This window comes from Cupriavidus numazuensis, from assembly GCF_905397435.1.
GTDB classification, from domain to species: domain Bacteria; phylum Pseudomonadota; class Gammaproteobacteria; order Burkholderiales; family Burkholderiaceae; genus Cupriavidus; species Cupriavidus numazuensis.
Map to the genome: position 1 here is coordinate 122,108 of NZ_CAJPVI010000014.1, position 25,994 is coordinate 148,101.

At 66.3% G+C, this 25,994-nt stretch carries 25 protein-coding genes; 9 read left to right on the top strand and 16 right to left on the bottom strand.

All coding sequences use genetic code 11. The features are described from left to right. Positions 1 to 46: 46 nt before the first annotated feature. The 11 genes from KHO41_RS13370 to KHO41_RS13420 all read right to left on the bottom strand — a co-directional run bounded on the left by KHO41_RS13370 (position 47) and on the right by KHO41_RS13420 (position 11,566). The gene (locus KHO41_RS13370) at positions 47 to 988 is read right to left on the bottom strand and encodes a LysR family transcriptional regulator (RefSeq protein ID WP_211953759.1); all 942 of its coding nucleotides are present in this window, start codon (positions 986 to 988) and stop codon (positions 47 to 49) included. Positions 989 to 1,235: 247 nt separating this feature from the next. After that, positions 1,236 to 2,333, bottom strand: coding sequence for a porin (locus KHO41_RS13375; RefSeq protein ID WP_211953760.1), 1,098 nt, complete (start codon positions 2,331 to 2,333; stop codon positions 1,236 to 1,238). A gap of 216 nt (positions 2,334 to 2,549) precedes the next feature. After that, positions 2,550 to 3,425 carry an intradiol ring-cleavage dioxygenase gene (locus tag KHO41_RS13380; protein WP_211953761.1) on the bottom strand — a complete coding sequence of 292 codons (876 nt, stop codon included), beginning with the start codon at positions 3,423 to 3,425 and terminating at the stop codon, positions 2,550 to 2,552. 13 nt (positions 3,426 to 3,438) lie between these two features. Beyond that, a complete protein-coding gene (locus KHO41_RS13385; RefSeq protein WP_211953762.1) occupies positions 3,439 to 4,809 on the bottom strand; it encodes an amidohydrolase family protein in 1,371 nt (456 codons plus the stop codon). A gap of 105 nt (positions 4,810 to 4,914) precedes the next feature. Beyond that, entirely contained in the window at positions 4,915 to 6,606 is a 1,692-nt protein-coding gene (locus tag KHO41_RS13390) for a GMC family oxidoreductase (protein WP_211953763.1), read from the bottom strand. Next, positions 6,603 to 7,499: an NAD(P)-dependent oxidoreductase gene (locus tag KHO41_RS13395; protein WP_211953764.1), complete on the bottom strand. Its 897-nt coding sequence runs from the start codon at positions 7,497 to 7,499 to the stop codon at positions 6,603 to 6,605. Before KHO41_RS13395 ends, KHO41_RS13390 begins: the two co-directional genes overlap by 4 nt. Next, positions 7,496 to 8,599, bottom strand: a complete 1,104-nt coding sequence (locus KHO41_RS13400) for a maleylacetate reductase (protein WP_211953765.1) — start codon at positions 8,597 to 8,599, stop codon at positions 7,496 to 7,498. Before KHO41_RS13400 ends, KHO41_RS13395 begins: the two co-directional genes overlap by 4 nt. Continuing rightward, positions 8,596 to 8,898: a YciI family protein gene (locus tag KHO41_RS13405; RefSeq protein ID WP_211953766.1), complete on the bottom strand. Its 303-nt coding sequence runs from the start codon at positions 8,896 to 8,898 to the stop codon at positions 8,596 to 8,598. The genes KHO41_RS13400 and KHO41_RS13405 overlap by 4 nt, the downstream gene beginning before the upstream one ends. 24 nt (positions 8,899 to 8,922) lie before the next feature. Beyond that, on the bottom strand, positions 8,923 to 9,270 hold the full coding sequence (locus KHO41_RS13410; protein WP_211953767.1) for a YciI family protein: 348 nt from the start codon (positions 9,268 to 9,270) through the stop codon (positions 8,923 to 8,925). Further along, positions 9,267 to 10,037, bottom strand: a complete 771-nt coding sequence (locus KHO41_RS13415) for a citryl-CoA lyase (protein WP_211953768.1) — start codon at positions 10,035 to 10,037, stop codon at positions 9,267 to 9,269. Before KHO41_RS13415 ends, KHO41_RS13410 begins: the two co-directional genes overlap by 4 nt. Next, the gene (locus KHO41_RS13420; RefSeq protein WP_211953769.1) at positions 10,034 to 11,566 is read right to left on the bottom strand and encodes a class I adenylate-forming enzyme family protein; all 1,533 of its coding nucleotides are present in this window, start codon (positions 11,564 to 11,566) and stop codon (positions 10,034 to 10,036) included. Before KHO41_RS13420 ends, KHO41_RS13415 begins: the two co-directional genes overlap by 4 nt. 132 nt (positions 11,567 to 11,698) lie before the next feature. Between KHO41_RS13420 and KHO41_RS13425 the strand changes: the two genes are divergently transcribed. After that, positions 11,699 to 12,439, top strand: coding sequence for a GntR family transcriptional regulator (locus KHO41_RS13425; protein WP_244873824.1), 741 nt, complete (start codon positions 11,699 to 11,701; stop codon positions 12,437 to 12,439). A gap of 34 nt (positions 12,440 to 12,473) precedes the next feature. Here KHO41_RS13425 and KHO41_RS13430 read toward each other — a convergent pair whose 3' ends face one another. The 4 genes from KHO41_RS13430 to KHO41_RS13445 all read right to left on the bottom strand — a co-directional run bounded on the left by KHO41_RS13430 (position 12,474) and on the right by KHO41_RS13445 (position 16,327). Next, the gene (locus KHO41_RS13430; RefSeq protein WP_211953771.1) at positions 12,474 to 13,151 is read right to left on the bottom strand and encodes a hydrolase; all 678 of its coding nucleotides are present in this window, start codon (positions 13,149 to 13,151) and stop codon (positions 12,474 to 12,476) included. A 99-nt stretch (positions 13,152 to 13,250) separates the two neighbouring features. Beyond that, on the bottom strand, positions 13,251 to 14,129 hold the full coding sequence (locus KHO41_RS13435) for a pirin family protein (RefSeq protein WP_211953772.1): 879 nt from the start codon (positions 14,127 to 14,129) through the stop codon (positions 13,251 to 13,253). A 218-nt stretch (positions 14,130 to 14,347) separates the two neighbouring features. Further along, positions 14,348 to 15,253 (bottom strand): LysR family transcriptional regulator, encoded by a 906-nt coding sequence (locus KHO41_RS13440; protein WP_211953773.1) that lies wholly within the window; start codon positions 15,251 to 15,253, stop codon positions 14,348 to 14,350. A gap of 141 nt (positions 15,254 to 15,394) precedes the next feature. After that, complete coding sequence (locus KHO41_RS13445; RefSeq protein ID WP_211953774.1) at positions 15,395 to 16,327, bottom strand: LysR substrate-binding domain-containing protein; 933 nt, start codon at positions 16,325 to 16,327, stop codon at positions 15,395 to 15,397. A 155-nt stretch (positions 16,328 to 16,482) separates the two neighbouring features. Here KHO41_RS13445 and KHO41_RS13450 point away from each other — a divergent pair, with 155 nt between their 5' ends. From KHO41_RS13450 to fahA, 8 genes are all read left to right on the top strand, one after another. Beyond that, positions 16,483 to 17,343 (top strand): fumarylacetoacetate hydrolase family protein, encoded by an 861-nt coding sequence (locus tag KHO41_RS13450; RefSeq protein ID WP_211953775.1) that lies wholly within the window; start codon positions 16,483 to 16,485, stop codon positions 17,341 to 17,343. Between the two features lie 35 nt (positions 17,344 to 17,378). Next, positions 17,379 to 18,362, top strand: coding sequence for a VOC family protein (locus tag KHO41_RS13455; protein WP_211953776.1), 984 nt, complete (start codon positions 17,379 to 17,381; stop codon positions 18,360 to 18,362). Between the two features lie 58 nt (positions 18,363 to 18,420). Beyond that, the gene (locus KHO41_RS13460; protein ID WP_244873825.1) at positions 18,421 to 20,046 is read left to right on the top strand and encodes an FAD-dependent monooxygenase; all 1,626 of its coding nucleotides are present in this window, start codon (positions 18,421 to 18,423) and stop codon (positions 20,044 to 20,046) included. 124 nt (positions 20,047 to 20,170) lie between these two features. Continuing rightward, a complete protein-coding gene (locus KHO41_RS13465) occupies positions 20,171 to 21,247 on the top strand; it encodes a porin (RefSeq protein WP_211953777.1) in 1,077 nt (358 codons plus the stop codon). Between the two features lie 9 nt (positions 21,248 to 21,256). Next, on the top strand, positions 21,257 to 22,225 hold the full coding sequence (locus KHO41_RS13470) for a Bug family tripartite tricarboxylate transporter substrate binding protein (RefSeq protein ID WP_211953778.1): 969 nt from the start codon (positions 21,257 to 21,259) through the stop codon (positions 22,223 to 22,225). Further along, positions 22,222 to 23,172: a PDR/VanB family oxidoreductase gene (locus KHO41_RS13475; protein WP_211953779.1), complete on the top strand. Its 951-nt coding sequence runs from the start codon at positions 22,222 to 22,224 to the stop codon at positions 23,170 to 23,172. The genes KHO41_RS13470 and KHO41_RS13475 overlap by 4 nt, the downstream gene beginning before the upstream one ends. 70 nt (positions 23,173 to 23,242) lie before the next feature. After that, the gene (locus tag KHO41_RS13480) at positions 23,243 to 24,322 is read left to right on the top strand and encodes an aromatic ring-hydroxylating dioxygenase subunit alpha (RefSeq protein WP_211953780.1); all 1,080 of its coding nucleotides are present in this window, start codon (positions 23,243 to 23,245) and stop codon (positions 24,320 to 24,322) included. 13 nt (positions 24,323 to 24,335) lie between these two features. Next, the gene (gene fahA / locus KHO41_RS13485) at positions 24,336 to 25,607 is read left to right on the top strand and encodes a fumarylacetoacetase (protein ID WP_211953781.1); all 1,272 of its coding nucleotides are present in this window, start codon (positions 24,336 to 24,338) and stop codon (positions 25,605 to 25,607) included. 185 nt (positions 25,608 to 25,792) lie between these two features. On the opposite strand, the gene KHO41_RS41890 is transcribed toward fahA, so the two are convergent. Then, entirely contained in the window at positions 25,793 to 25,993 is a 201-nt protein-coding gene (locus KHO41_RS41890) for a hypothetical protein (protein ID WP_376989731.1), read from the bottom strand. Position 25,994 lies beyond the last annotated feature (1 nt).

Sequence of the window (25,994 nt, forward strand, 5' to 3'; positions counted from 1 at the left end):
GGTCTATTCGCCTGACCTTGGGTGGAGGCGAGACGCGGCGCCGATGCTAGTGCACGCCGGGCGTTGCGTCGGCGGGCGGGGTGCCAGAGGAGTCTGCGTTCGATGTCCGGCCAATCTGGCAGAGGCGATCCCGGGCAAGACCGACAAATGCGGACATCGCCGGCGTAGCCAGGGCATCATTCCGGCGAATGAAGACGGTCTTGACGTTTGCAAATTCGGGCGGCAGTTGGTGATAGCAAAGCTCTTGCCGGGAGCCGTGGCTTTCCGCAACGGATCGCGGCAGCAGGGTAACACCCATGCCGGCAGCCACGCACGACAGGATGCCATCGAGCGTTCCCATCTCCAGTATCTGATTGGGGACCAGGCCGGCCTGATAGAACCAGTGTTCGAGCGTGGAGCGATAGAAGCAGCCAGTGCGGAAGACGAGCACCGTCTGTTGTGGCATGGCCTGGATAAGCGTACCAAGCGAGCCGAATTCCCGGCTGCTGACGAGCACGAGTTCTTCTTGAAACACTTCTTCCTGTGCGAGTGCCGGGTTCTGATGAAAGCCCCCGACAAAGGCGCCGTCGAGTCGGAGGGTCTCGACGGCCTTGATCAGTTCAACGGTCGTGCCCGTCAACAGCGACAGTTGGACTTGTGGAAATTGTTGCCGGTATTTCGCGAGCACTTGCGGCAACCGGATCGCGGCCGTCGTTTCCATCGAGCCAAGGCGAAGGTGCCCGGTGGGAGTCACAGTGTCCAGCAGGGCATTGCGGCTCTCTTCCGTGAGTTGAAGAATTCGCCGCGCATAGCCGAAAAAGGTCTGGCCCGCCGACGTGAGGACCACCCCACTTTTCTGCCGGACAAAGAGTTGCTGGCTCAACTCAGCTTCGAGCTCTTTGATCCGCATGGTGACATTGGATTGGACGGTATGCACTTTCTCGGCTGCACCGGTGAAACTGCCCTGTTCGGCCACCGCACAGAAGATTCTCATGTGACGCAATTCCATATGCCCACTCCAGCCATCTGATTCAGTGATGCTAATTATCTTCATCCATCACTGTACTGAATCGATGGCATCCGGCACAGTGGCGTATACACCTATCAGACGCAGATGTGTGCCATGACCGTGACTTCGACCATTGACCACCTGTTTGCCCGGTCCTCCACGCGAATTCGCCGTCGTCACACAAATTGCGGAAGTCGATCACCAAGGCCTTTGCCGCCGGTCGGGCTCCCGCAAGCTGCGTCACCATTCAGAACGAATGCATGATCCCGGTATACACGCCCTGTTGGGTGGCGCCCGCCATTGGCTTGGTGTCCGGGGTGACTTCCACGGAGAAGGCCGCGTTGCCGCGGTTCACCACGGTGCCGAGGGTGGCGTAGAGCAGGGTGCGCTTGGACAGGTTGTAGTTGGCGCCGAGCGCGAGCAGCGTGGCATTGCCGCCGTCGCGGTTCAGGCTCGCGTGGTAGCCGCCGGCCAGCAGTGTCAGCGCCGGCGTGGCCGACCATGCCGCGCCGAGCCAGGCCATCTGGTGCCGCGTCGCGGCGGTCGGGTTGCTCGCATCGGCCACCGTGGCGGAACCCGAACGGATCAGGCTGTAGCCCGCGAACATCTTGACGCTGCCTGCCTGGTAGGCGCCACCGACGGCATATTCGCGCGATGTGGCATACAGGTTGGTGAAGTCGCCGTTGGCGTCGCGGATTTCCTCGTACACGCCCTTGACCACGAGCGGTCCGCTTTCGTAGCTGATGCTGCCGCTGAGCTGGCGCTTGCCGCTCGGGCGGCCCGGCACCTCACCCAGTCCGGCCTGCGCGCGGAACGACAGGCCGCCCCACGACGGCGAGTTGTAGGTGATCGCGTTGTCGCGCGGCCCCCAGTTGCGGCCATAGGCGAGCGTGCCGACGCTGGTGAACTGCATCGCGAACGGGTCTACCGCCCATAGCTCGCCATCGGTGAGCGCCATGGCGCGGCCGAGCCAGACCGTGCCATAGCTGCGGCTGGCCAGCCCGACGACGGCATAACGGTTGAAGAAGCTGTCGCCGATGGTACGGCCGTCGTCGCTGGTGAACATGCTTTCCAGGTTGGCGACGGCGCTCAGGCCCTGGCCGAGGTCTTCGTTCACGCGGATCCCCCACCAGCTCGCGCCCCAGTCGCTGCCGTAGCGGACCAGACCGGCGCTGCCGCCGCTGGGGGTGGCAACCTTGTTCACATAGCCGATGCCGCCGATCACCCGGCCATACAGCGTGGTGCTGCTCTGCGCGGCGGCGCTGCCGGCACATAGCAGGCATGCCGCGGCGGCGGCTGCGGAGAAGCTGCGTACGGTCTTGCACGCAACCCGGGTTGAATACATGTCTCGCTCCCTGCAATCAGTGGTGTCGCAGCGTCCGGCAGGCAAAAGGCTGCCTCACGCGCGCGCCCGGGGGCGCAGCGCGGCATGGCCGGCGCCGCTTGTTCGGAGGAAAGGCATGAGCAGGCCCGGCCCCGCCAGCGAACTGGCGCGGATCGGGTGCTGCATGCCGTGTGGGTAATCAGGCCGGGGTGACCGGCCGGGATGACTGGCGGGGGACTAGCCGCCGGTGCGGGCGCGCTCCAGCACGAAGTCGTAACCGAGCTCAAGGCACGGGCCGCTGATGCCGTACTCGCCCACGCGCGCGCCGGCGGCAACAGGCTCGAACTTGCGGACCAGCGACTGCTTGACCGCGAACACCACATCGGAGTCGAGGTACGGGTCCTCGGCATCGAAGATGTGGGTGATCAGCGGCTTGCAGCCGGCGGCGGTGACCTTGGCGTGCAGATGGGCGGGACGCCACGGGTGGCGGTCGGTCGCGTTCAGCAGCTCGCCGACCGGTCCGTCCGTCGGGATCGGGTAGCGCACCGGCCGCACCGTGCGCACCAGGAACTCGCCGTTGTCATTGGCGCGGTACCAGCCGCGCAGGTTGTTGACGGGCTGTTCCGCGTCCTGGATGTCGTACATGCCGTTCGAGTTGGTCTGCCAGACCTCGATCTGCGCGCCGGCGACCGGTGCGCCAGACACGTCGACCACGCGGCCGCGCACGAACAGCGGCACGTCGTCGCACGGCAGCTGCTGGATCGATTCACCCCATTCGCGCGCCGGCGTGTCGGGCACGTAGAACGGGCCGACCACGGTGGACTCGGTGGCGGCCGGCGCGACGCCCGCGCTGACCATATTGACCAGCATCGACACGCCGAGGTTGTCGGACAGCAGGATCATCTCCTGCCGCTTGTCGTCGCAGATCTGGCCGACCGCGGTCAAGAACTGGATGCCATGCATCCATTCGTCTTCCGTGAGCCGTACGTCGCGCACGAACGCGTGCAGGTGCCGCACCAGTGATTGCAGGATCTCGCGCAGGCGCGGGTCCGGCGTGTTCTGGTAGCGCTGCAGCACGACCTCGGTCAGTTCCGCTTCTGTCATGTTTCGCATATCGGTCTCCGGTTCAGTGCGCGGCCTGGTACGGCGCGGGAATGAAGCGTCCGCCCGGCGCCACGCCGGCCAGCGCGAGCACGCGGTCGCGCGAGCGTTCGAGATCGCCGATCAGCCGTGCGACATCGACGTTGACGAGCTTGCCGTGGCGCTTGACCGCCTTGCCCGCGACCCACACGGAGTCGACCAGGCCCGGGTGGCCGGCCAGCACCACCGCGCCGACGGGGTTGTTCAGCGGCGCCATTTCGAGGTTGTCGGCGCGCAGCATGCAGATATCGGCATCCTTGCCCGGCGTGAGCGAGCCGATGCGGTCTTCCATGCCCAGCGCGCGCGCGCCGTTGATGGTGGCGAAGGCCAGCACGTCGCTGGTGTCGATCGGCAGGCGCTGCACGGTGGTGCCGGCAAGGTCGGCGTCGTGATGCGCCCATGCGCGTTCGAGCAGCAGCACCGTACGCATGACCTGGAACAGATGGCCGCTGTTGGAGGTCACGATATCCACGCCGAGCGTCGGAGCCAGGCCTTCCTTCAGCAGGCGGCCGGTCGCGGGCCAGCCGTGGCCCATCTGCAGTTCGATGTCGGGGGTCATCGATGCCCAGGCGCCGTGCTCGGCCATGATGCGGAACTCGTCATCGGCGAGCGAGTTGCAGTGCACGCAGACCACGCCTTCGAGCAGGCCCTGTTCGGCCAGCCATGCAACAGGACGGTTCTTGCCCCAGGCGCCGTCGCCGACATGCACCGAGATCAGCGCCTGGATATCGCGCGCCAGTGCCCAGTCGTCGAGCGTGACGGCTTCGGTGGCGTACTGCGGGCCGCGCAGCGCCATGCCCATCTGCACGAGGCTGTCGGCATCCGAAAAGTATTCCTGCTTGACGCGGTACGCATCGCGCGAGGTCGGCAGGTTGCTGACCGGCAGCCATTCGGCATTGGAGTTGCCGTAGCACATCACGAAGCGGCCGCCCGAGTCGCGCAAGCCGTTGACGGCGCCGTCCGTATGCGCGGGCGTGTTCATGTTGTGCGACCAGTCCAGCACCGTCGTGATACCGGCATTGAGCGCTTCGCACGCACCGGCCAGGTTGGAGGTGTACATGTCGTCCGCGCAGAAATGCTCGCCCAGCTGGCCGCGCACGCCGGCGAAGTACTGGTCGAGCGTCCAGTCGGCGGCGATATTGCGCAGCGTGGTCTGCCAGACATGGCGATGCGTATCGACCATGCCGGGCATGACGATGGTGCCGGTGCCGTCGATGATCTCGGCGCCGCCGGCTTCCAGGCCGGTGCCCACGGCTGCGATCTTGCTACCTTCGATCAGTACGTCGCCGTGGTCGATGTTGCCAAGCTTCGGATCGACGGTGATGACGCTGGCATTGCGGATCAGGGTGCGTTTCATGGGAGTCTCCTGTGGTTTTCTTGGGTTTGGGTTATCAGCGAATCAATTATTCCGAACGTTCGAATGTTTACGAATGCGGGCTTACCCTTGTGAAAGCGTTGTGATTCAGGCCAGCAGGTGATGGGCGATTTTTTCGGCCACCATGATGGTCGGCAGGTGCGTGTTCGCGCTCGGCACGGACGGCATGACCGAGGCGTCGGCGACGTACAGGCCTTGCATGCCGTGCACTTGTCCGGCGGGATCGACTACCGCGAGCGGGTCTTGCGCAGCGCCCATGCGACACGTGCCGCTGACATGGCCGGTGCCGCTGATGCTGCCGCGCGCGTAGTCGATCAGCGTGTCTTCGCTGCGCAGCACGTCGGCAGCGGGTTGCATCTTCGACAGATGCGCGATGGTCCGCCGGCCGAGTGCGGGGAGGGCATCGACCAGCCGAGCCGCCACCGCGGCGCGCCACGCATTGGCGCGCGTCGGTTCGTTGAAGCGCATGAGCCGGCTGAGGTTGCCGGCATCGCCCAACACATAAGGCGTGCCGCACACCGCGCCGAGGTCCGGAAACAGCGATGCGGTAAACCGGAACGCGTCCGTCATGCGCACAAGATCGCGTGGATCGGACAGCAGGTTGAACGCGACGACGGCCGCCGCCTGTGGGTCTTTCGGGCAGAGCGTCACGGTGCCGCGCGACCAGGGCTTGTTCAGCACCGGCGCGAGCGATGCCATGCGGTGGCCCAGCGCGTGCCACGACAGCCAGCTACGGACATACATGCCCATGTCGCCGGGCGTGCCGCCTTCGGTTGCTGAACTCCAGCGCAGCGTGGTGGCGCAGGCAGGGCGAATGGCGGGCTTTTCGCGGCCGCCGGGCTGCAGGAACGACACGACGTACAGGATGGCGTGGTTCTGCAGGTTGCGGCCTACGCCCTGGCGGTCCAGTACGGGCGCAACGCCTGCTTGCGCGAGATCCTGTCCCGGACCGATGCCGGAGCGCAGCAGCAGTGCCGGACTGCGCAGCGCCCCCGCGGCCAGCAGGACGTGGCGCGCGCGGATTTCGCGCGTCGTGCCTTGTGCGTCCGTCGCAGCCACGCCGACGCAGCGCAGGACGCCGTCGCGCCGCTCGGCCAGCAGGCGCGTGACCGTGATGCCGGTCTGCACGGACAGGTTGTGCCGCGCGCGGACGGCGGCATCGAGATAGCAGATGCCCGCCGAACCGCGCTTGTCCGCATAGCGGCTGATCGGCAGCGTGCCGTGGCCATCGCCGAAATCGGCGTTCATGTCCGCGATATGGTCCAGACGCCGCGCATGCGCGACCGCATGCAGCCGCGTGGCAAGCGGCGACCAGTGCTGCAGCGGCTCGCGGCGGATCGGCACCGGGCCGTCGCTGCCATGCAGCGGGCCGGGGAAGTCCTGGTCCGCTTCGAGCTTGCGGAAGAACGGCAGCACGTCGCCCCAGCCCCAGCCCGTGGCACCTTGTTGCGCCCAGTCGTCGTAGTCCTCCGGACGGCCGCGCAGCGCGAACATGCCCATGATCTGCGAGGTGCCGCCGAGCACGCGTCCTTGCGGAAAGAACGACGGAGCGGAATCGGCGGCGCTGCCCCAGTGCACGCGCGTGTCGGGCCAGGTGTAGGCCGGGTTGAACGTCGACAGCGGGAAGATGCTGCGGATGTCCTCGGGCTCCTCGCCGGGCCGCACGTCGCTGCCCGCTTCGAGCAGTAGCACGCGGTTGGCGGGCCGCGCCGACAGACGGTTGGCCAGCACGGAGCCAGCCGCGCCGGCGCCGATGATCAGGTAGTCCCAGTCGCTCATGGTGTCATCGTCTCCGGGCTTTGCACGGGCCCGATACCGGCCGTGGCTTCGGCGGTCAGCACGCTGGCGATGTAGTCAAGCGCGCCACGGCCCTGTGCGATGGATGCGGTGTTGAGCTGGCTGGCCAGTGCCGCAAGCGGTAGTGGCACATTCTTGTCGCTGCCGGCAGCCAGGATCAGTCGCAGGTCCTTGGCCATCTGCTCGCACGAGAACAGCGGACGGAAATCGCGTTCGCGCAAGGAGGCAGTCTTCACCTTGAGCAGCGGAGAGGCGACTGCGCTCGTGTCCATGACGTCGAGCATGTCCTGCCACGCAATGCCGCCCTTGCTGCCGAGCGCCAGGGCCTCGCCCATCATCGCAGCCGTGGCGGCCACCATCAGGTTCAGCACCAGCTTCATGCTGCGGGCCTGTTCGCCGGCGCCGAGATAGTGGATGCGTTCGCCCCACAGTGCGAGCAGCGGACGCGCGGCAGCATAGGCGTCCGCGGGGCCCGAGACCATGGTGGTCAGCGCGCGCGCCTGCGCCTGCACCGGCGTGCCCGAGACCGGCGCGCGCAGGTACTGCACGCCGGCTGCCTGCGCTGCGCTGGCGACGGTTGCGGAGGCCTGCAAGGACACGGTGCTGGTATCGACATAGATCAACCCTGCGGGCGCCGCGTCGAGAATGATGCCGGCGGTGGCAAGCAGCGCGGCATCATCCGGCAGCGACGAGAACACTGCCTGCGCGCCGTTAGCCACGTCGGCGGCATGCGCCACCGGCGTCGCGCCGAGTTGGCGCGCGCGTTCGCGCGCCTCGGCCTGCGGTTCGAAGACGCTGACAGCGTGGCCCGCGGCGAGCACGCTCGCGAGCATTGGCAGGCCCATTTTTCCTGCTCCGATCCATCCGAGCTTCATGGCGCGCTCCGGTTGTCGAGATGCGGTTTGCGGCCGTGGAACGCATCGTCGAGCAGGTTGCGAATGCCAACCACGTCGAACGGGCGCGGATTGGGGTAGGGGCGCGCGGTGACCTGCAGCGCGGCATGATCGAGGTTGTCGGCGGACATGCCCAGTGTTTCGAGCGACGCTGGCAGATGCAGCCGTTCCAGCAACGCGAACACTTCAGCCGGCGCATTGCGTGCTTCGCCGGTGCCACCGAGCGCAGTGGAAAGGCTTGCCAGCGCAGCCGGCGCATGGTGCGCGTTATAGGCCAGCGCATGCGGCAGCACGGCGGCGTGCATCTCGGCGTGCGGCAGCCCGAAGCCGCCGAGCACGTGGCAGATCTTGTGGTGTATGCCCATGCCGACGTTGCCGAGCACTGTGCCGCACAGCCATGCGCCGTACAGGCAATCGGCGCGCAGCGCCAGGTCGCGCGGCGCGTCGGCCAGTTGGGGCAGTGCACGGGCGAGCGCACCGATCCCCTCTAGCGCCATCAGGCGGATCAACGGGTTGATATCTGCCGCATAGAGGCCTTCCGCCGCGTGCGCCAGCGCATTCATGCCACTGGCCACGCTCACGCCGATCGGCAGTTCCAGCGTCAGCGCCGGATCGTAGATCACCGTGCGTGGCATGACGCGTGAATCCTTGCCGGTGGTCTTGGCGCCGTCCTGCGTGGTGCCATACAGCGGCGTGACTTCGCTCCCGGCATAGGTGGTGGCAATGGCCAGGAAAGGCAGTGCCGTTTCCAGCGCGAGCATCTTGCCGAGCCCCGTGGTGGAACCGCCGCCGATGCTGACGATGCCGTCCGCGCCGATCTCGCGGACCACGGCAAGCGCGGCATTGACCACGGCGACCGGCACATGCATCTGCGCGCCGTCATGGATGCCTGCGGCCAGTTGGCCGAGCGCGGCTGCCGCCTGCTCGGCCAGCGCGCGCTGGTCTGGCGTGCATAGCACCAGCACACGGCGGCAGCCGAGGCGCTGCATCTCTTCGCCTGCCTGTTGCAGGGCGCCCGTGCCGAACACGACGCGAGTCGCGGGTTGTTGATAGACAAAGCCCGCCGATGCGCCGCCGCTCATTGCGCCGCTCCCGCGGCGCGGTCATCCACGCGCTTGTAGAACGCATGGATGCGCACGGTTTCCCAGATGCCTAGCGCCCAGAATGGGTCGTTGCGATTGAAGGCTTCCACCTCGGCGCGTGTGTCGGCCTCGACCAGGAAGAAGCTGCCGATCATGTCAACGCCCGCATCGTCCATCAGCGGTCCGGAGACCAGTGTGCGGATCGGGTGCGTGCTCAGGTATTGGCGGTGCTTGTCCACGTTCTCGGTGCGCTTGGCGAGCATGCCGGGCTTGTCGACGGCGTAGAGGATCCAGTGCATGGCGGTCTGGCCTTTCGAGTGGGTTCAGATAGGGTTGACGGAAGCGGTGGGGCCGTTCGGACTGCCGAAGGTCCAGTCCCAGCGGCGGATTTCCACGCTTTCAAACACGCCGGCGTGGGCATAGGGATCGGCCTGGGCGAAAGCCAGCACGTCCTCGTAGCAACTGGCGGCAACCACCAGCAGCGAGCCGTTCATGGTGGTGCTGTCGCGTTCGAGCGAGGCGCCGCTGGCCACCACCGCCACGCGTTCGTGGCTGCCGCGCAGCCAGTCGCGGTGGCGCGCGCGCGTCGCGACGCGCAGCGGCAGGGCATCAGGCTTGTCGGTGCCGATGACCATGAAGTACATCGGCACCGGGTTGTCGGCGGAGGTCATGCGGCGTCCTCCTGCTGGTACGGGATGGCGTGGTCGACGAGGTCCCAGATAAAGCGCCCGCTGGGACGCAACTGTTCTTCGAGCAGATGCGCAACAAGTCCGGCCGTGCGAGACAGCAGCGCAAAACCGCGCATGGCGCCGACCGGCACGCCGATATCGCCGAGGATGGCGGCCACGGCGCCGGTGGCGTTGATGGTCAGGTGACGGCCGCGCGCCGCATCGAGCGCCGCCGAGAAAGCGCGCAGCGCGGCGACGTGCCGGCCTGCCACGCCGCGCGATTCGGCGAGTGCCAGTAGGGCGACAGCGCGCGGATCATCGGGTTTGTGCAGATGGTGGCCGAAGCCCGGGCACGCCTTGCGTTCCGCGGCGATCTGCTGCGCGAGCGCCTGTGCGGCGACATCGGAGTCCTCGGCTGCAACGATCTGGGTCAGCAACCGGGCGCAGTCTTCCATCGTGCCGATAAACGCGCTGCCGACGCCGAGCAATCCGGCCGCGACACCGGCCTGCAGGCTTTCCGGCGAGCTCATGTAGATCAGCCGCGCCGATACGGCGCTCGGCGTCATGCCGTGTTCCATCAGCACGATCAGGATCGCCTCGACCAGCGCGAGCTGGTTGTCGTCGGGCTCGCGCCCCAGGATGTGCCGCACCGCGGTGCGCGTGAAGGTGTCCTTGCCGATCAGGTCGTCGACGAGGTTCTTGTCGCGGTACCAGATCGCATCGGTGCTGTGGTGGCACAGCGCGGTAGTGGGGGCGTTGCGTTGGCTCATGACTGGCTCTCGGTGTGGGGATGGGCGTGGGTGTCGGCGTCGGCGTCGGCGCTCTCGCGGATGCGGCGCGCGACCTCGTCCTTCTGCGTCTTGCCGACGGGGCTTTTCGGCAGCGCGTCGAAGAGGTGCACGGCCTTGGGCGCCTTCACGGAGCCGATTTCCTGCTTGACGAAGCGGATCAGTTCCTCGGCCGAGACCGTCGCGCCGGGACGTAGCTGCACGGCAGCGTGCACGGCCTCCCCCCACTTGTCATCGGCAATGCCGACCACCGCGCTTTCGTAGACGGCCGCGTGCCGGCCAATGGCTTCTTCGACGTCGGACGGGTACACATTGAAGCCGCCGGTGATGATGACTTCGCGAGCGCGCGACTTGATGAACAGGTAGCCGCGCTCGTCGAGCGTGCCGATGTCGCCCGTGTGCAGCCAGCCGTCGACGATGGTCGCGCCGGTCTGCTCGGGCATGCGCCAGTAGCCACACATCAGCAGGTCGCCGCGCGCGACGATCTCGCCTTCCTCGCCGGGGCCGAGCAATCGCCCGTCCTTGCCCATGATGGCCACGCGCATGGCCATGCTCGGACGCCCCACGGACGCGAGGTTGCGCGGATCGGCCAGTTCGTCGGGCCGCATGCAGGCGAGCACCGTCGGCGCCTCGGTCTGGCCGTAGGTGGTCGCCATCACATTCCCGAAGACACGTTGTGCTTCGCGGATGCGTGCGGGCGGCATCGGCGCGGCACCGTAGATCAGCAGGCGCAGCGTCGATACGTCGCGCGGCGTGCGCTGCTGCTCGTCGCACAGTGCGTAGATGGCCGTGGGCGGCATGAACATCGCCGTCACACCGTCCTGGGCGATCGCGTCAAGCACGGTCGGGGCGCCGGTGTCGGCCGGGAACACCAGGCAGCCGCCCGCGCCGAGCACGGCGAGCACGTAGGTCGACGCGCCGTGCGTGAGCGGGGCGCTGACGAGGAAGCGGTCTTCGGTGCCGAAGCCGAACTCGTGCCACTGCGTCAGCACGGTGGTGTTCCAGGCGCGCATCGGCTGCATCACGCCCTTGGGCTGGCCCGTGGTGCCACCGGTGAACTTGATGGCCTGCAGCGCGTCGAGCGGCAGTTCCGGCGCCGCCGGCGGCGTGCCGGCATGCGCGGCGGCGACCTGGTCCAGCGCTTCCACGTCGACCCCATGGCCCGGGACGTTGCCAAGGCGCTCGCGCATGGCGGCATCGAGCACCGTGATGGAAGGCTCGGTGAACGCGATGATCCGTTGCAGTTCGGGCGTGCCGTTGCGCGGGTTCAGCGGCACCCAGACCTTGCCGGCTGCCAGCGTGGCCAGCAGGGCGACGAGGTGCTCGACGCTGTTGGCCGCGCCGATGGCGACACGCGATTGCGGTTGGGCGTCCAGTGCCGCAAAGGCTGCGGCCACCCCGTTCACGCGGCCGGCCAGTTGGGCATAGGTCAGTTGCGCGTCGGGCAGACGCACGGCAATCCGCTCCGGATACCGGGCCGCGGCCCGCCAGAAGAAGTCGATGGGATACATGGGATTTCCTGGGTGTCTCTCTGCAGTTCTCGTTATCGTATGAACGTGCAAACGTTCGAATGTTGTGGAGTATAGCGGCGCTTTGTATGATGTCAACATTCGAATGATTTGGACCCGCCCATGGAATCGCCCATGTCGCAACGCCTGCAGGCGCCGCAGCCGCAATACCTGACTGTCGCCAATGAACTGATGGAGGAGATCCTGTCCGGCCGCCTGGCTGTCGGCGACCAGTTGCCGCCCGAGCCGGAGCTGGTCAAGCGCTACAAGCTGAGCCGCTACGGCGTGCGGCTGGCGGTGAAGGCACTGATCGACCTGGGACTGGTGTCGCGCCAGCAGGGCATCGGCACGCGCGTGCTCAGCAACCAGACGCGCGCGCGCTACAGCCAGTCGATTGCCGGGCTTGACGACATCGCGCGCTACGCGCAGGAAACGCATTTCCGCATCCTGTCGAAAGGGCACCTGTCGTCCGCGGCGGAGGGCCGCGTGGCATTGCCTGAGGTCGGGGACGGGAAGTGGCTGCATATTGCCGGCTTGCGGACTACGCAGGAAAAAGGGGCGGCAATCTCGCTCGCGGACATCTACGTCAATCCGCGCTATGCCAAGTTGCCGAGGCTCGGTACGACGCTGAACGTGCCCGTGCACGCGCTGATCGAGCGGCAGTCGGGCGTACGCGTGACGCGCGTGGACCAGGACATCCAGGGCGCACTGATCGCGGAAGACGAGGCCGGGCTGCTCGGCGTCAGCGCTGGCGAGGCCGCGCTGCGCATCGTGCGGACGTACTACGTCGGTGAAGAGGTCATCGAGGTCACGCTCAGCGTGCACCCCGCGGGCCGCTACAGCTACAAGCAGACCTTCGCGCTGGAAGGCAGCTGAGCGCGCCGCCGCGCAGCAGCAGCGCGCTTGCGCATCAGCGCGCCGAGTCGAGCGCTTCGCCGTTCTTCTGGACGTCCTGCGCCTTCATGTAGCTTTCGATCAGCAGTTGATAGGCCGGGAAGATTTTCGTGTAGATCTCCGCCCACTGCTGGGCGTCGTCACGGTTCCAAGTGCGCTGCAACTCGGACGCGACCGCTGCCGTATCCATCGGCACGACACCGGCTTGCACCACGCGCGCCAGCGTGATTTCCTGCGCCATCTTGGAGTACGTGCCGGAAGCATCGACCACGGCAAACACCTTGTAGCCGTCGGCCACCGCGCTGATCGACGGGAAGGCCATGCACACGCTGGTGATGGTGCCGGCGATGATCAGCGTCTTCTTGCCAGTGGCTTCCACCGCGGCGACGAACTCGGGGTTGTCCCAGGCGTTGATCTCGCCCTTGCGTGCGACGTACTTCGCGTGCGGCGCGTTCTCGTGGATTTCCGGGATCAGCGGGCCGTTCGGGCCCTGCGGCACTGAGGCTGTCGTGATGACCGGCAGCTTGCTCAGCGTGGCCATCTTCGCGAGCGCGGCGGCGCGCTGGCGCAGTTCCGGCATCGGCATGTCGCCCACGGTCTGGAACAGGCCGCTTTGGTGGTCGATCAGCAGCATGGCCGTGTCAGAAGGGTCGATAACTGGGCGCTTCCCGTTGAAGTTGGCGGGACTGCTCATGGTGTTGCTCCTTGGAACGGATGGTGCCTGAGCACCGGCAGTAGAACCTGCCGCCGAGTGGCGGCAGACGAAGAATCAACAGAAGTGCGTTCGCTGAGGTCAGGCACTCGCCGGCCGGGCCAGCTCGCCAAAGTGACCGCTCTGAAGGTCGCTGAGTGCCTGGGCGATTTCCTGCTCGCTGTTCATCACGAACGGGCCATAGCCGGCGATTGGCTCGTCGATCGGCTCACCGGCGAGCAGCAGCGCCACCGCATCGGTGCTAGCCTCGATGCTGATCCCATCGCCCGAGCGCTCAAGCAGCACCATCTGAGCCTCGCCTGCCACGGTGCGCGCATTGACCTTGACGGTGCCGCGAAGCACGATCAGCGCAGCATTCCATCCTTCCGGCACCGGCAGTTCGCTCAGGCTTCCCTGGTTGAGACGCAGGTCCCATACGTTCATCGGCGTAAAGGTACGGGCCGGTCCGACTTGGTCTTCAAACTGGCCTGCGATCACGCGCACCGTGCCCGCGCCGTCTGGCAGCATCACAGCGGAAATGTCCCGGTCATTGATGGCCTGATAACCAGGCGGGGTCATCTTGTCCTTCGCAGGCAGGTTGACCCATAGCTGCACCATCTCCAGCGCGCCGCCGGATTCGGAGAAGGCCTCCGAGTGGAACTCCTCGTGCAGGATACCGGCGCCAGCCGTCATCCACTGCACATCGCCCGGGCCTATTGTCCCTCCCTGGCCTGTGGAATCGCGGTGCGCGACCTCGCCCTTGTAGACGATGGTGACCGTCTCGAAGCCTCGGTGAGGGTGCACGCCGACGCCACGCGGCTGGCTGGTCGCGCTGAAGTCCGCCGGACCGGCATAGTCGAGAAGCAGAAAGGGGCTGAGTTGCTTGCCGTGGCTCTGATAGGAAAACATCGAACGCACCGGAAAGCCGTCACCAACCCAATGGGGACGTGGAGCGCTGTAGATGCCAAGGACTCTTTTCATTTGCCTCTCCTTATGACCGGCCGCGCCGTATCGATGGGAAAAGCATAGAGGCGGGTGAGAGGGGGGCGGTAGATAGCGGAATCGGCTATCAGAGTCCTATTGCTGCAACGATGGGTTGGTTATTCGCTGTTGCGGCAGCTGACGAATGGTGCCGGGGGGAGCACAAATCTACCGCTATCTCGCCGGGCTGCCCGGCGTTCTCGACGGGGTGTTGGCGGCTAATCCTCGACCATCTGGCCGAAACGGTCGGCCAGATGGTCAATCAGCAATCTGACGGCTGGCAACAGGCCGCGCCGCGACGCGAAGACGACATGCAGAATCTCGCGCCGTGGCGCCCAGCCCGGCAACACCCGCACCAGCGAGCCTTCGGCCAACTGGTCGCGCACCATCATGACCGGCAACTGGCAGACCCCGACGCCCGCAACCGCCGCGTTGCGCACGGCGATCATGTCACCGGTGACATAGCGCGGGACGTGGTGGATGGTGGCTTGCTCCCCATCGGGGCCAAACAGCTTCCAGGCGTGGTCGCCCTGCGGGGTGCCGATTGCCAGGCTCGGCCAGTCATGCAGCGCGACGGGAAACTGCGGCATGCCGAAGGCTTGTACCAGTGAAGGGCTGGCAATCAGACACTGGCTGCGCTCGGCCAGTGGGCGGATGACGAGGTCGCTGTCTTCAAGCGGGGGCGGCCGAACGCGGATGGCTACGTCGATGGCCTCTGCCACCGGATCGACCCGGCGATTGGTGGCCTCCAGATGGACTGTCACCAGCGGATGCCTTGCCATGAACTCGCCGAGCATGATCCCAACGTGCGCCTGAAGTAACGCGACCGGACAGGTCACACGCACTGTGCCGCGCGGCTCGGCGCGCGTCACTTCAATCGCTTCCTGCGCGGCCTCGGCCTGCAACAGCATGGCCTTGCAGTGTTCGTAGTAGATGCGGCCGATCTCGGTAACGGCGAAGCGACGCGTCGAGCGCTGGATGAGGCGCACCCCTAGCCGCTCTTCCAGTATCGCCATGCGGCGGCTAAGCCGTGACTTTGGCATGCCGAGTGCTCGACCGGCCGGGGCGAAACCGCCGTGGTCGACGGCCTGGACGTAAAAGTAGAGGTCATTGAGGTCTTGCAAGTAGGGTCCCCATCGTCCATAGAGCAGGACTCTGATACGTCTGATACGTCTGATACGTCTGCTAGGCAGACATGGCGTCTAGAGCCACCTTCGTTTCTGTCGCATTCGCACGAATGACGATTTCCAACGGCGTGGCCGAATTTAGCGGCCAGCGCCAACATCCTTGTTCCCCGGCTCGCCAGCGTAATACACGATATGCCGTTGCAATAGAGACAACATCGTCTCTGCTGCCGGCGTCGGCGGTAAGCCTCGCCTCCGCACAAGCACGATGTCTACGGAAGGCAGCTTTTCGTCGATCGGTATCTCCGTGAGCACGCCCTTCATCAGCGCGGCCTCGACCCACTGCCGGGGCTGTACCGCAAGCATGTCGGTGGACGCCAGCAGTGACCATGTCGCCGTGCCGTAGTCGCACTGCACTATCCGCGGCGGAACGTCGAGCCCGTGCGACTGGAAGAACTGATCGTGGTCGGTCGCCATCATCCCCGTGGCGCTCGAGACCAGCCATTGCGCGCCGATGAGATCGCGCAGCCGGCGGGCCTTGCGCAGCGGATGATCTTTGCGGCAGACGATGGTGCGCCTGTTGTGCATCAGTAGTTCGACGCTGTAGTCGTCGCCGAGCGGCACGGAAGGGCGCGGTCCGACGGCAAAGTCCAGGGCGCCGGCGCGGAGTTCCGGAAGCATCGTGCCAGGCTGAGCAGGGATGATGCGAATCGCCGCATCGGGGAACTTCGCGCTGAACGCCTTGATCGTGTCGGGAAGGACGGAAAGCGCCACTGCCGCCGAGACGGCCATGCTGACGCTGCCGCCCGTCCCGCTGGATATCTGCCGCACTTCACCCTGGCCCCGCTTCAGCTCATTGAGTGCTGCCTGGGCGCGATGGAGGAATGCCTTTCCTGCCGGCGTCAGCGTCGCGCCGCGCGCGTTTCGCTCGAACAGCGTCGCGCCCAGTTCCGTTTCGAGCTGCTGGATGCTCTTTGACAGCGACGGTTGCGCAAGCTCCAGCTTGCGCGCGGCCGCCCGCAGGCTGCCCGTCTGGGCGACGGCGACGAAGTCGCGGAGGTTGTGAAGCTTCATCGGAGTCGGGCCTTCCTGGATTCAGTGATAGCCATCGGCTATCTCCGCCGCAATTTTGCCATCTTTCGGGAGGGCAGTGGCGGCGCTACCTTTCGTTCCGTGGCGCGACGACATGCCGCGAAACGACAAACAAATCACCCGAGACAGCCCCCATCATGCGCCTTGCTTCCTTCCTTGTCGGCAACCGGCCGGCCTACGGCGTCGTCACCGATGACGGCATCATTGACCTCTCCGCGCGCGTTGGCGATCGCTATCCTGACCTGAAAGCGCTGCTGGGTGCGTCGGCAGAAGCGGTACGCGCCGCGGTCGCCTCGGCAGGCCGTCCTGACCTCCGTGCCGACGACGTCGTATTCCTGCCTACGATTCCCAACCCGGGCAAGATCCTGTGCGTCGGTCTCAACTATCACGCCCACCTGGCTGAAACCGGCAAGGCCGAAACCGCCCATCCCCCCATTTTCCTGCGCGTCGCCGATTCGCAGCAGGGGCATGGCCAACCGCTGCTGGTGCCGCCCGAGTCGCACAAGTTCGACTTCGAAGGCGAAGTCGCCGTGATCATCGGCAAACCTGGCCGCCGCATTGCGGAGGCGAACGCCTGGGACCACGTCGCCGGCTATGCCTGCTACAACGACGGCTCCGTGCGCGACTGGCAGGTCCATACGCCGCAGTGGGCGCCGGGCAAGAACTTCTACCGCACGGGCGGATTCGGCCCGTGGATGGTCACCGCCGACGAGATTCCGCCCGGCACCGTGATGACGTTGACGACGCGCCTGAACGGCGAGGAAGTCCAGCGCACGACGACAGACCTGCTGATCTTCGGCATCCCGCATCTGGTCGCCTATCTCTCCACGGTCATGCCGCTGGAGACCGGCGACGTGATTGTCTCGGGCACGCCGGGCGGCGTGGGCGCCAAGCGCAATCCGCCGCTGTGGATGAAGGCGGGAGACGTGGTCGAGGTCCAAGTCGACCGCATCGGCGTGCTGCGCAATCCCGTGGCCCACGACCCGGCCGCGCAATGAGAGGCGGCCCGGCATCAATCCACGGACACCCCGCCATGATCCAGCTCGAAGACATCGCCCACGTGGCGTACTACGCCGAAGACCTTGCGACGATGTCGGCCTTCCTTGCCGACTTCGGATTCGTGCCGCTGTCGCAGAACGGCGACGCGTTGTACATGAAAGGCAGTGGCGCACAGCCGTACGCGCATGTCACGCTGGCCGCCGGCAATGACAAGTCCGGCATGGCCTACGTTGCCTTTGAAGTCGCATCGGCCGACGAACTGCGCCGGGCGGCTGCGATTCCGGGCGCGAGCACGATCGAGGAAGTCGACGGGCCTTGCGCGGGCCAGCGTGTGCGGCTCCGCGATCCCGACGGCTTCGCGATCCACCTTGTCCACTGGACGCAGGGCGCAGCGGCGGCCACGGTCAGCGCCCAACCGCCTGCCTGCACGGCAATGACCAACACGCCAGCCGCGAAATCACGGCTTGGCGCAACCTTGCGCCCGCCGCGTGGCCCCGCTCCGGTCTTCCGGCTCGGGCACGTGCTGCTCCATGTGCGCGACATCGCCGCCACCGACGCCTGGTACACGCGGCATCTCGGGCTGCGGCTCTCCGACGGCTTGACCGAGCCTGGCGGCGACCGCATGGTGGCCGGCTTCTATCGGTTGTCCAAGGCAGACCAGTACGTCGATCACCACGCCATCGGCTTCGTCGAGGCACCCGCCACGCTGGCTGGAACGGCACATCACGCCTCGTTCGAGGTGGAGTCGTTCGACGCGATCAGCGCGGGGCACCACTGGCTGGGCAGGCGGGGCTGGAAACCACGTTGGGGCGTCGGCCGCCACGTGCTGGGCAGCCAGGTGTTCGACTACTGGCACGACCCCGCCGGCAATGTCGTCGAGCACTACGCCGACGGCGACGTCTTCAACGAGAGCACGCCTGCCGGCTTCCATCCGAACAGCATCGACATGCTGGCGAGCTGGGCGCCGCCGTATCCAGGGACTGCGGGCACCGCGGGCGCTCAGGGCAAGGCCGACTGAGACGGTCGAAGCAAGTCAACGGCGCCGTATGGCGGCGCCAGTCAACAGGATGGAAATCATGCAGATGAAGGATGAGCGCGTCGCCGCATGCGACGTCGATGTCCTGATCGTCGGTGCCGGGCCCGTGGGCCTGGCCGCTGCGATCGAACTCGGCCAGCGCGGTGCGACGGTGCGGATCGTCGAAGCCAATGCGCGCGTGGGCAATGCCCCCCGCGCAAAAACCACCAACGTCCGCACCTGCGAACACCTGCGGCGCTGGGGCCTGATCGACGCGTTGCGGGCCAAGGCACCCTTTGGCGTCGACTATCCCTCGACCGTCTGCTTCGCGACCCGGCTTGCCGGCCGGCCGATTACGGCCTTCGAGAACGCATTCTATTGCCGGCCCGGACAGAACCCGCTCTATGCGGAGCACGCGCAGTGGATTCCGCAATACAAGCTGGAGGAGGTGCTGCAGGACCACGTGCTCGCGCAGCCCGGTGTCAGGCTGTCGTTTGACACGCGGCTGGAAGCGTTCACGCACGACATCGACGGCGTGACTGCCGTGCTCGAGGGTGATAGCGGTGCAGAGTCCGTTCGCGCCCGCTATCTGATCGGCGCCGACGGGGCCCGCAGCACCGTTCGGCGCCTGCTGGGGATCCGCATGGAAGGCTCGGGCGGACTGTCCCGGAACCGGATGATCGTCTTCCGCCAGCCCGGCCTGGAGACCATGCACGGACTGCCCAGGGCAGTGATGTACTGGCTCGTCAATGCCGACTCGCCCGCGGTAATGGGCCCGCTCGATACCGGGGACCGCTGGTACATCGGCGGGCCGGTATCGGCGCTGACCGAGGATCCCGTGCGGTTCATCCGCGGCGCCACCGGGCTGGACATCTCCCCGGAGATCCTCTCGGTCGACGACTGGGAAGCACACCAGTTGCTGGCGGAACGCTACCGCGAGGGGCGCGTGTTCCTTGCTGGCGATGCCTGCCACCTCCATCCGCCCTATGGCGGCTACGGCATGAATCTCGGCATCGGCGATGCCGTGGATCTCGGCTGGAAGCTCGCCGCGACACTGCAGGGCTGGGGCGGCGATGGCCTGCTGGACAGCTACGAGCGCGAACGGCGCCCGGTGCACCGCCGCGTGGTCGATGAAGCCGTGCTGAACCACGCCACCCGTACCAACAACCTGTGTGTGCCGGACATCGAGGCCGACGGCCCGGCCGGGGATGCCGCGCGCGAGGCCGTGGCCGCGCAGGTCTGCACCGCCAAGGCGCGGGAGTTCGACTCGCTGGGTGTGGTGCTTGGATATCGCTACGCCGAGTCGCCGCTGATCGAAGATGGCACCGGGGACGGCGCGGACTGCCATCCAGGCGACTTCGTGCCGTCCGCTGCCCCTGGTTGCCGCGCCCCGCATGCGTGGCTGGCAGAAGGCACGGGCAGCGGCGCATCACTCTACGACATGTTCGGCGGCGGCTTCACGCTGCTGGTGCTGGACGACAGCGCGGACACCGCCGCTGCGCTGGAAGCGGCCGCTGCCCGGCATGGATGCCCGTTCACGATCGTGCGGCTCGACAACCCACATGTCCGAGCGCTCTATGGCGCCCGCTACGCACTGATCCGCCCCGACCAGCACGTTGCGTGGCGTGCGGATGCGCCGCCGCCCGATCCCGAAGCGCTGCTCCGGCGGGTCACCGGGCACGGCTGACTGCAGCGGCGGCAATACCGATTTCAAGTACGCGAGCGCCGCCGCAAGCCTGCACAGTCAGGCCGCCACGCCCTCGCACAACAACGGATGTCCTCGCCGGCATCCCGACAACAAGGAGGAGACATTGCAACCCAAGCAGCCCCCACAAGACATTCGCAGCCGTTCCGGCCAGGCAGCGCTGGCGCTGTGCCTGGCAGCCGCCGGCGCGGCGCATGCCGAGAACAGCGTCACCATCTATGGCATCCTCGACAACGGCATAGAGTTCATCAACAACCAGCCCAATGGCTCGCACAGCGTTACCCGCATGACCAGCGGCGGACAGGCGGGCTCCCGCTGGGGCTTCCGCGGCAACGAGGATCTCGGCGGCGGCAATTCCGCGTTCTTTGTGCTGGAATCGGGCCTCAGCATGGACAGCGGCTCGCTGCAGCAGGGTGGCCGGCTGTTCGGACGCCTGGCCTACGCGGGCATCGAGACGCCTTACGGGCAGGTCTCTCTCGGCCGCCATCGCAATGCCATCTTCGACGTGGCGATTCCATTCGACCCAATGGTCTACGACCTGTACTCGGTCTTCGGGCAGGATCCGCAGATGGGCGGCCGTGTTGACAACGCCGTGCGGTACACCAAGGAAGCTGGCCCGCTGACGGTGTCCGCGCAATACAGCTTCGGCTATGACTCGACGATCGCCAACGGCAGCGAAGTCCCCGGCAACCTGAAGGTCGGCCAGGAGTGGGGCGGCTCGATCCAGTATGGCAAGGGGCCGTTCGGTGCGATGATCGCCTACGATGAGCGTCACGGGGCCGCGGTCGCCACGCAGGACAATACCGACCGCCGCACGGTCGTGGCGGCCACCTATGCGTGGGAGCGCGCCAAGGCCTTCGTTGGCGTGCGCAACCTGCGCTCGCGCGTGGGCGGCACCACCGCAATCGCGGATATCTATTGGACGGGTCTTACCTGGAAGTTCACGCCGGCCTTCAGCCTGACCGGTGCGGTCTACCAGAACGACCAGAAGGGCAGCGACAAGGACGCGACCACTTTCGCGCTGTCGGCCTTGTACAACTTTTCCAAGCGGACCCTCGCATACGCCAACATCGGCTATGCGAAGAATCGCCACGGCTCCACGGTCGGCCTCGCAGCGCCCAATAGCGTGACGCCAGGCGAAAGCCAGACCGGCGTCGTGGCCGGCATCCTGCATCGATTCTGAGGAGACAACATGATCCGACACATTCGTTCCCTGACGGCTGTGGTGCTCGCAGCCGTGGCGATGTCAGCCGGTGCCGCAGGATGGCCCGCTCATCCGGTCCGCATGGTCGTGCCCAGCGCGGCCGGCAGCCCGCCCGACGTGATGGCCCGGCTGATTGCTCAGCGTCTCGGAACGCGCTGGAACGGCCAGGTGATCGTCGACAACAAGCCCGGCGCAGGCGGCATCATCGGCATGAACGCCGTCAGGCAGGCGCCGGCGGATGGCTACAGCTTTATCCTGACCCATGCGGCAACCATCGCCGTGACGCCATTGGTCAATGCCAGCGCCCGCTACGATATGGATGCCGAATTCGCGCCGGTGGCAATGGTGGCCATGGGCCCGCTGGTCATCGTTGCCGACAAGCGGCATGGGGCAGACTCCCTGCCGTCGTTCATCGCGCAGGCAAAGCAGGCGGGCGGCACGGTCAACGTCGGCGTCAACGGGCAGTATTCGCTGCCCCACCTGGCGGCCGAGTCCTTCCGCCGCAGTACCGGACTGGACCTGAATATCGTCTCCTTCAGCAGTAGCGGCACGGCACTGACGGCGGTGATGAATGGCGACGTCCAACTGCTGTTCGACGGCATCCCGGGTGTGGAGGGCATGCTGAAGGGCGGACGCATCAAGGCGCTCGCGGTCACGTCGAAGACTCGCGTGCCGCTGGCCCCGGGCGTGCCGGCGTTGGCGGAGACGCTGCCGGGCCAGGACGTGAACGGCTGGTTCGTACTGCTGGCGCGCAAAGGAACGCCGGCGGACATCATCGAACGCATCAACCGTGACCTCAATGCCGTCGTGGCCGACAAGACGGTGATCGAGCAGATGGCCAGTGTCGGCGTACAGCCCCGTCCGATGTCGGTCGCCGAAGTTGGCCAGTTCATCCATGCCGAACGTACGCGCTGGTCCAATGTGCTCGCGGGCATGAATATCCGGAAGCAGCCATGAGGCTCAGGATTTCCGATATCCGGCAGGAGACGGCGTCGATCCGTGCGTTTGAACTGGTCGACCCGTACGGGACCAACCTGCCGCCGTTCACCCCAGGGGCGCACGTGGATGTCCTGACCCCGGCCGGCCTGACCCGTCAGTATTCGCTCTGCAATGGCCCGAACGAGTGTCACCGCTACGTGATCGGCGTGCTCGACGCCCCGGATTCCCGTGGCGGATCGCGCTCCTTGCACGCGCACGCGAAAGTGGGCGACGAACTGGAGGTGTCGGTGCCCCGCAACCATTTCCCGCTGGATGCGTCGGCCACGTCGAGCCTGCTGCTTGCGGGCGGGATCGGCATCACGCCGATGCTGGGAATGGCAGAACACCTGGCGCGTGGAGGTGCGTCGTTCGCGCTGCACTACTGCGTGCGAACCGAAAATGCCGCGGCGTTCCGTGAACGGCTGATGCAAGCCGATCTGGCCGGGTCGGTATCGATCCACGCCGATGACGGGCCTGCGGCACAGCGGCTGTCGCTGGACGCGCTGCTGTCATCGCCCGATGGCGGGACGCACCTGTATGTTTGCGGCCCCGCGGGACTGATCGACGCGGCTTTTGCCGCGGCGCGCCGGAACGGGTGGCCGGAGTCGCGGCTGCATCGCGAATATTTCGGCGCGATACCCGACGTGCGCACGGGCAATGCGGCCTTCGATATCGAGCTGGGCCGGTCCGGCGTGCGGATTCGCGTCGAATCCGACCAGTCGGCCCTGGATGCGATGACTGCCGCCGGTATCGACGTGCCGCATTCCTGCGAGCAAGGCGTATGCGGTACCTGCCTGACGCGGGTGATCTCCGGTATTCCGGATCACCGCGACGCGTTCCTTGGCGACGGCGAGCGCGCGGACAACGACTGCTTCCTGCCGTGCTGCTCACGCTCGCTTTCGCCGCTCCTCGTACTCGACCTATAGGACGACCTGCCGCACCAGGTTCGCTTTGCTCGTATTGCTCGTATTGCTCGTATTGAATTGGGAGACAGTTATGTTTGTGATGAATGCCTGGTACATGGGCGCATGGGCTGATGAGGTCAAGGTCGGCGAGATGCTGCAACGCAAGCTGCTCGACCGGCCGGTCGTGTTCTACCGGCTGCGCGACGGCACGGTCGCTGCCCTGGAAGACCGGTGCTGCCACCGGGCACTGCCCCTGTCGCACGGCTGCGTGGTAGACGATCAGGTCCAGTGCGGCTACCACGGCCTGACCTTCGACCGCCATGGCAGCTGCGTGAAGGTACCCGGCCAGACCCGCATTCCGTCGGCGGCGAGGGTCGCCAGCTACCCCGTCGTCGAGCAGGACCATATCGTCTGGATCTGGCTCGGCGATCCGGCCCAGGCCGAACCGGCCGCGGTGCCGCGCCACGCGATCCACGACGATCCGGCCTGGAGCTGGGTCAAGGACCGCTACCTGGTGAAGGCGAACTATCAACTGATCACCGACAACCTGATGGACCTGACGCATGTCGGCTACGTCCATACCCGCACCATTGGCGGTACGCCGCAGGCGCATTCCGACGCGGAGACGAAGACGACGCGGCTGGATAACGGCGTGCGCGTCTCGCGCTGGATGATGGATTCCGTGCCGCCGCCCTCTTACCTCGCCGCTCATGCGTTTGGGACGCCCACGGTCGACCGATGGATGGAGATCGATTTCATCCCGCCGGCCGTGGTCCGGATCCATACCGGCGCCGTGGATACGGGAACGGGGGCGCGTGAAGGCAACCGCAGTGGCGGCATCGCGTTCATGGGGCTGAACCTGCAGACGCCGGAGACGGCCACGACTACCCACTACTTCTGGTCCGGGGCGCGCACCTGTGGCCCGGAACGGCACGAAGAGACGAAGGCGTCGCTGATGCGCAGCCTCCCGATCACGTTTGGTGAGGACAAGGTCGTCGTCGAGGCGCAGCAGCTGTCGATGGACGCCAGTCCGGATGGCCCTCTGGTGATGATCGCCTCCGATGCTGGCCTCGTGCATGCCCGGCGGATCGTCGCCGACATGCTGGCGCGCGAGGCTGCCCCACCCACGCAGGGCAGTGCGCCCCGGCAGAGTTTCCAAGCGCAAACCTGACAGGAGCCGGACCTTGACCACACCACGACTTAGCTGGGTCGAATCCGCCAATACCGGCCTGACCGACTTCCCATTGCAGAATCTTCCCTACGGCGTGTTTTCCACGGCTGAGCGAAGTGCACGTGCTGGCGTCGCGATCGGTGACCGGATTGTCGATCTCCAGGAACTTGCCGCGGCCGGTCTGCTGCCCGAGGCAATGCAAGAGGTATTCGCGGCAAGCACACTGAATCCATTCATCTCGCTGGGCCAGCCCGCCTGGCGCGATGTGCGCCAGCGACTGACTGAATGGCTCGCGATGGACGCCGGCGCGCACGCCGCAGCGGCGCTGCGCGAACGCGCGCTGGTGCCCATGGCACAAGCACGGCTTCACCTCCCGCTGGAGGTGACTGGTTACACAGACTTCTACTCGTCGCGCCACCATGCCGAGAACTGCGGCAGGCTGTTCCGCAGCCCCGAGAACGCGCTGCCGCCCAACTGGCTTGAACTGCCCATTGGCTACAACGGCCGCGCCAGCACGATCGTGGCCAGCGGCACGCCAGTGCGCCGACCCAGCGGCCAGCGGCGCCAGCCAGGCGAGCCGCGGCCGGTGTTCGGCCCCTCAGTCAAGCTCGATTTCGAACTTGAAATGGCCTTCGTCGTCGGCAAGCCGAGCGCGATGAGCGAGCCGATCCCGATCGCACAAGCCCCTGACCACCTGTTCGGCATGGTGCTGCTCAACGACTGGAGCGCGCGCGACTTCCAGCAGTGGGAATCGGCGCCGCTCGGACCGTTCAACAGCAAGTCGTTCTGCACGTCGATCTCGCCATGGATCGTGACCATGGATGCGCTGGCTCCCTTCCGTTGCGCCCATCCGACGCAGCAGCCAGTCCCGCTGGACTATCTTCGTCAGGACGGGGACGGCGCCTATGCGATCGAACTGGAGGCGTCGATCCGGCCCAAAGGCGGAAAGGCCCGGTTTCCGGTTACCCGCACCAATTTCCGCACGATGTATTGGACCATGGCGCAGCAACTTGCCCACCACACCGTATCCGGATGCAATGTGCGCGTTGGCGACCTGATGGCCTCGGGTACGCTCAGCGGCGCGACGCCCGGTTCGCTTGGCTGCCTGCTCGAGATCACGAAGAACGGCAAGGAAGCCTTGACCCTGCCGGACGGCAGCACGCGGTACTTCCTGCTCGATGGCGACGAGGTATCGATCGGAGGGTGGTGTCAGGGGAATGGCTACCGTGTCGGATTCGGTGAAGTGAGTGGGGAGGTCCGGGAGGGGAATGACTCTGCGGAATAGTTCCGTGACAGACCGGGCTGGTGTTCGAGGCACTGGCGAATGCGGTTCAGGGAACTGGAGATTGAGCCGGTACGGAGCGAGGCACTGCTTTCTTCAGGATCAGATGCAGCGCCCCGCGTGACAGCTCTTTGTCTCGGTACTCTCTGCCCTCGCGTCCGATCGCCGGCTATCCTTACATCCCGCAATCAAGTCTTTTGCGAAGCAAGCAGATCATTCACGAGGCCGGTGTGCAGGTCACCTGCCAGCCAGGGACCGTATGCCAACATGCGTTGCAAGAGCGGCAAGTTGGTTTTGACGCCAACGATTTCAGTCGCCGACAGTGCCTCTTGCGCCAACGCGATCGCTGCCAGCCGGTCCGGGCCGTGGACGATGATCTTGGCGATCATC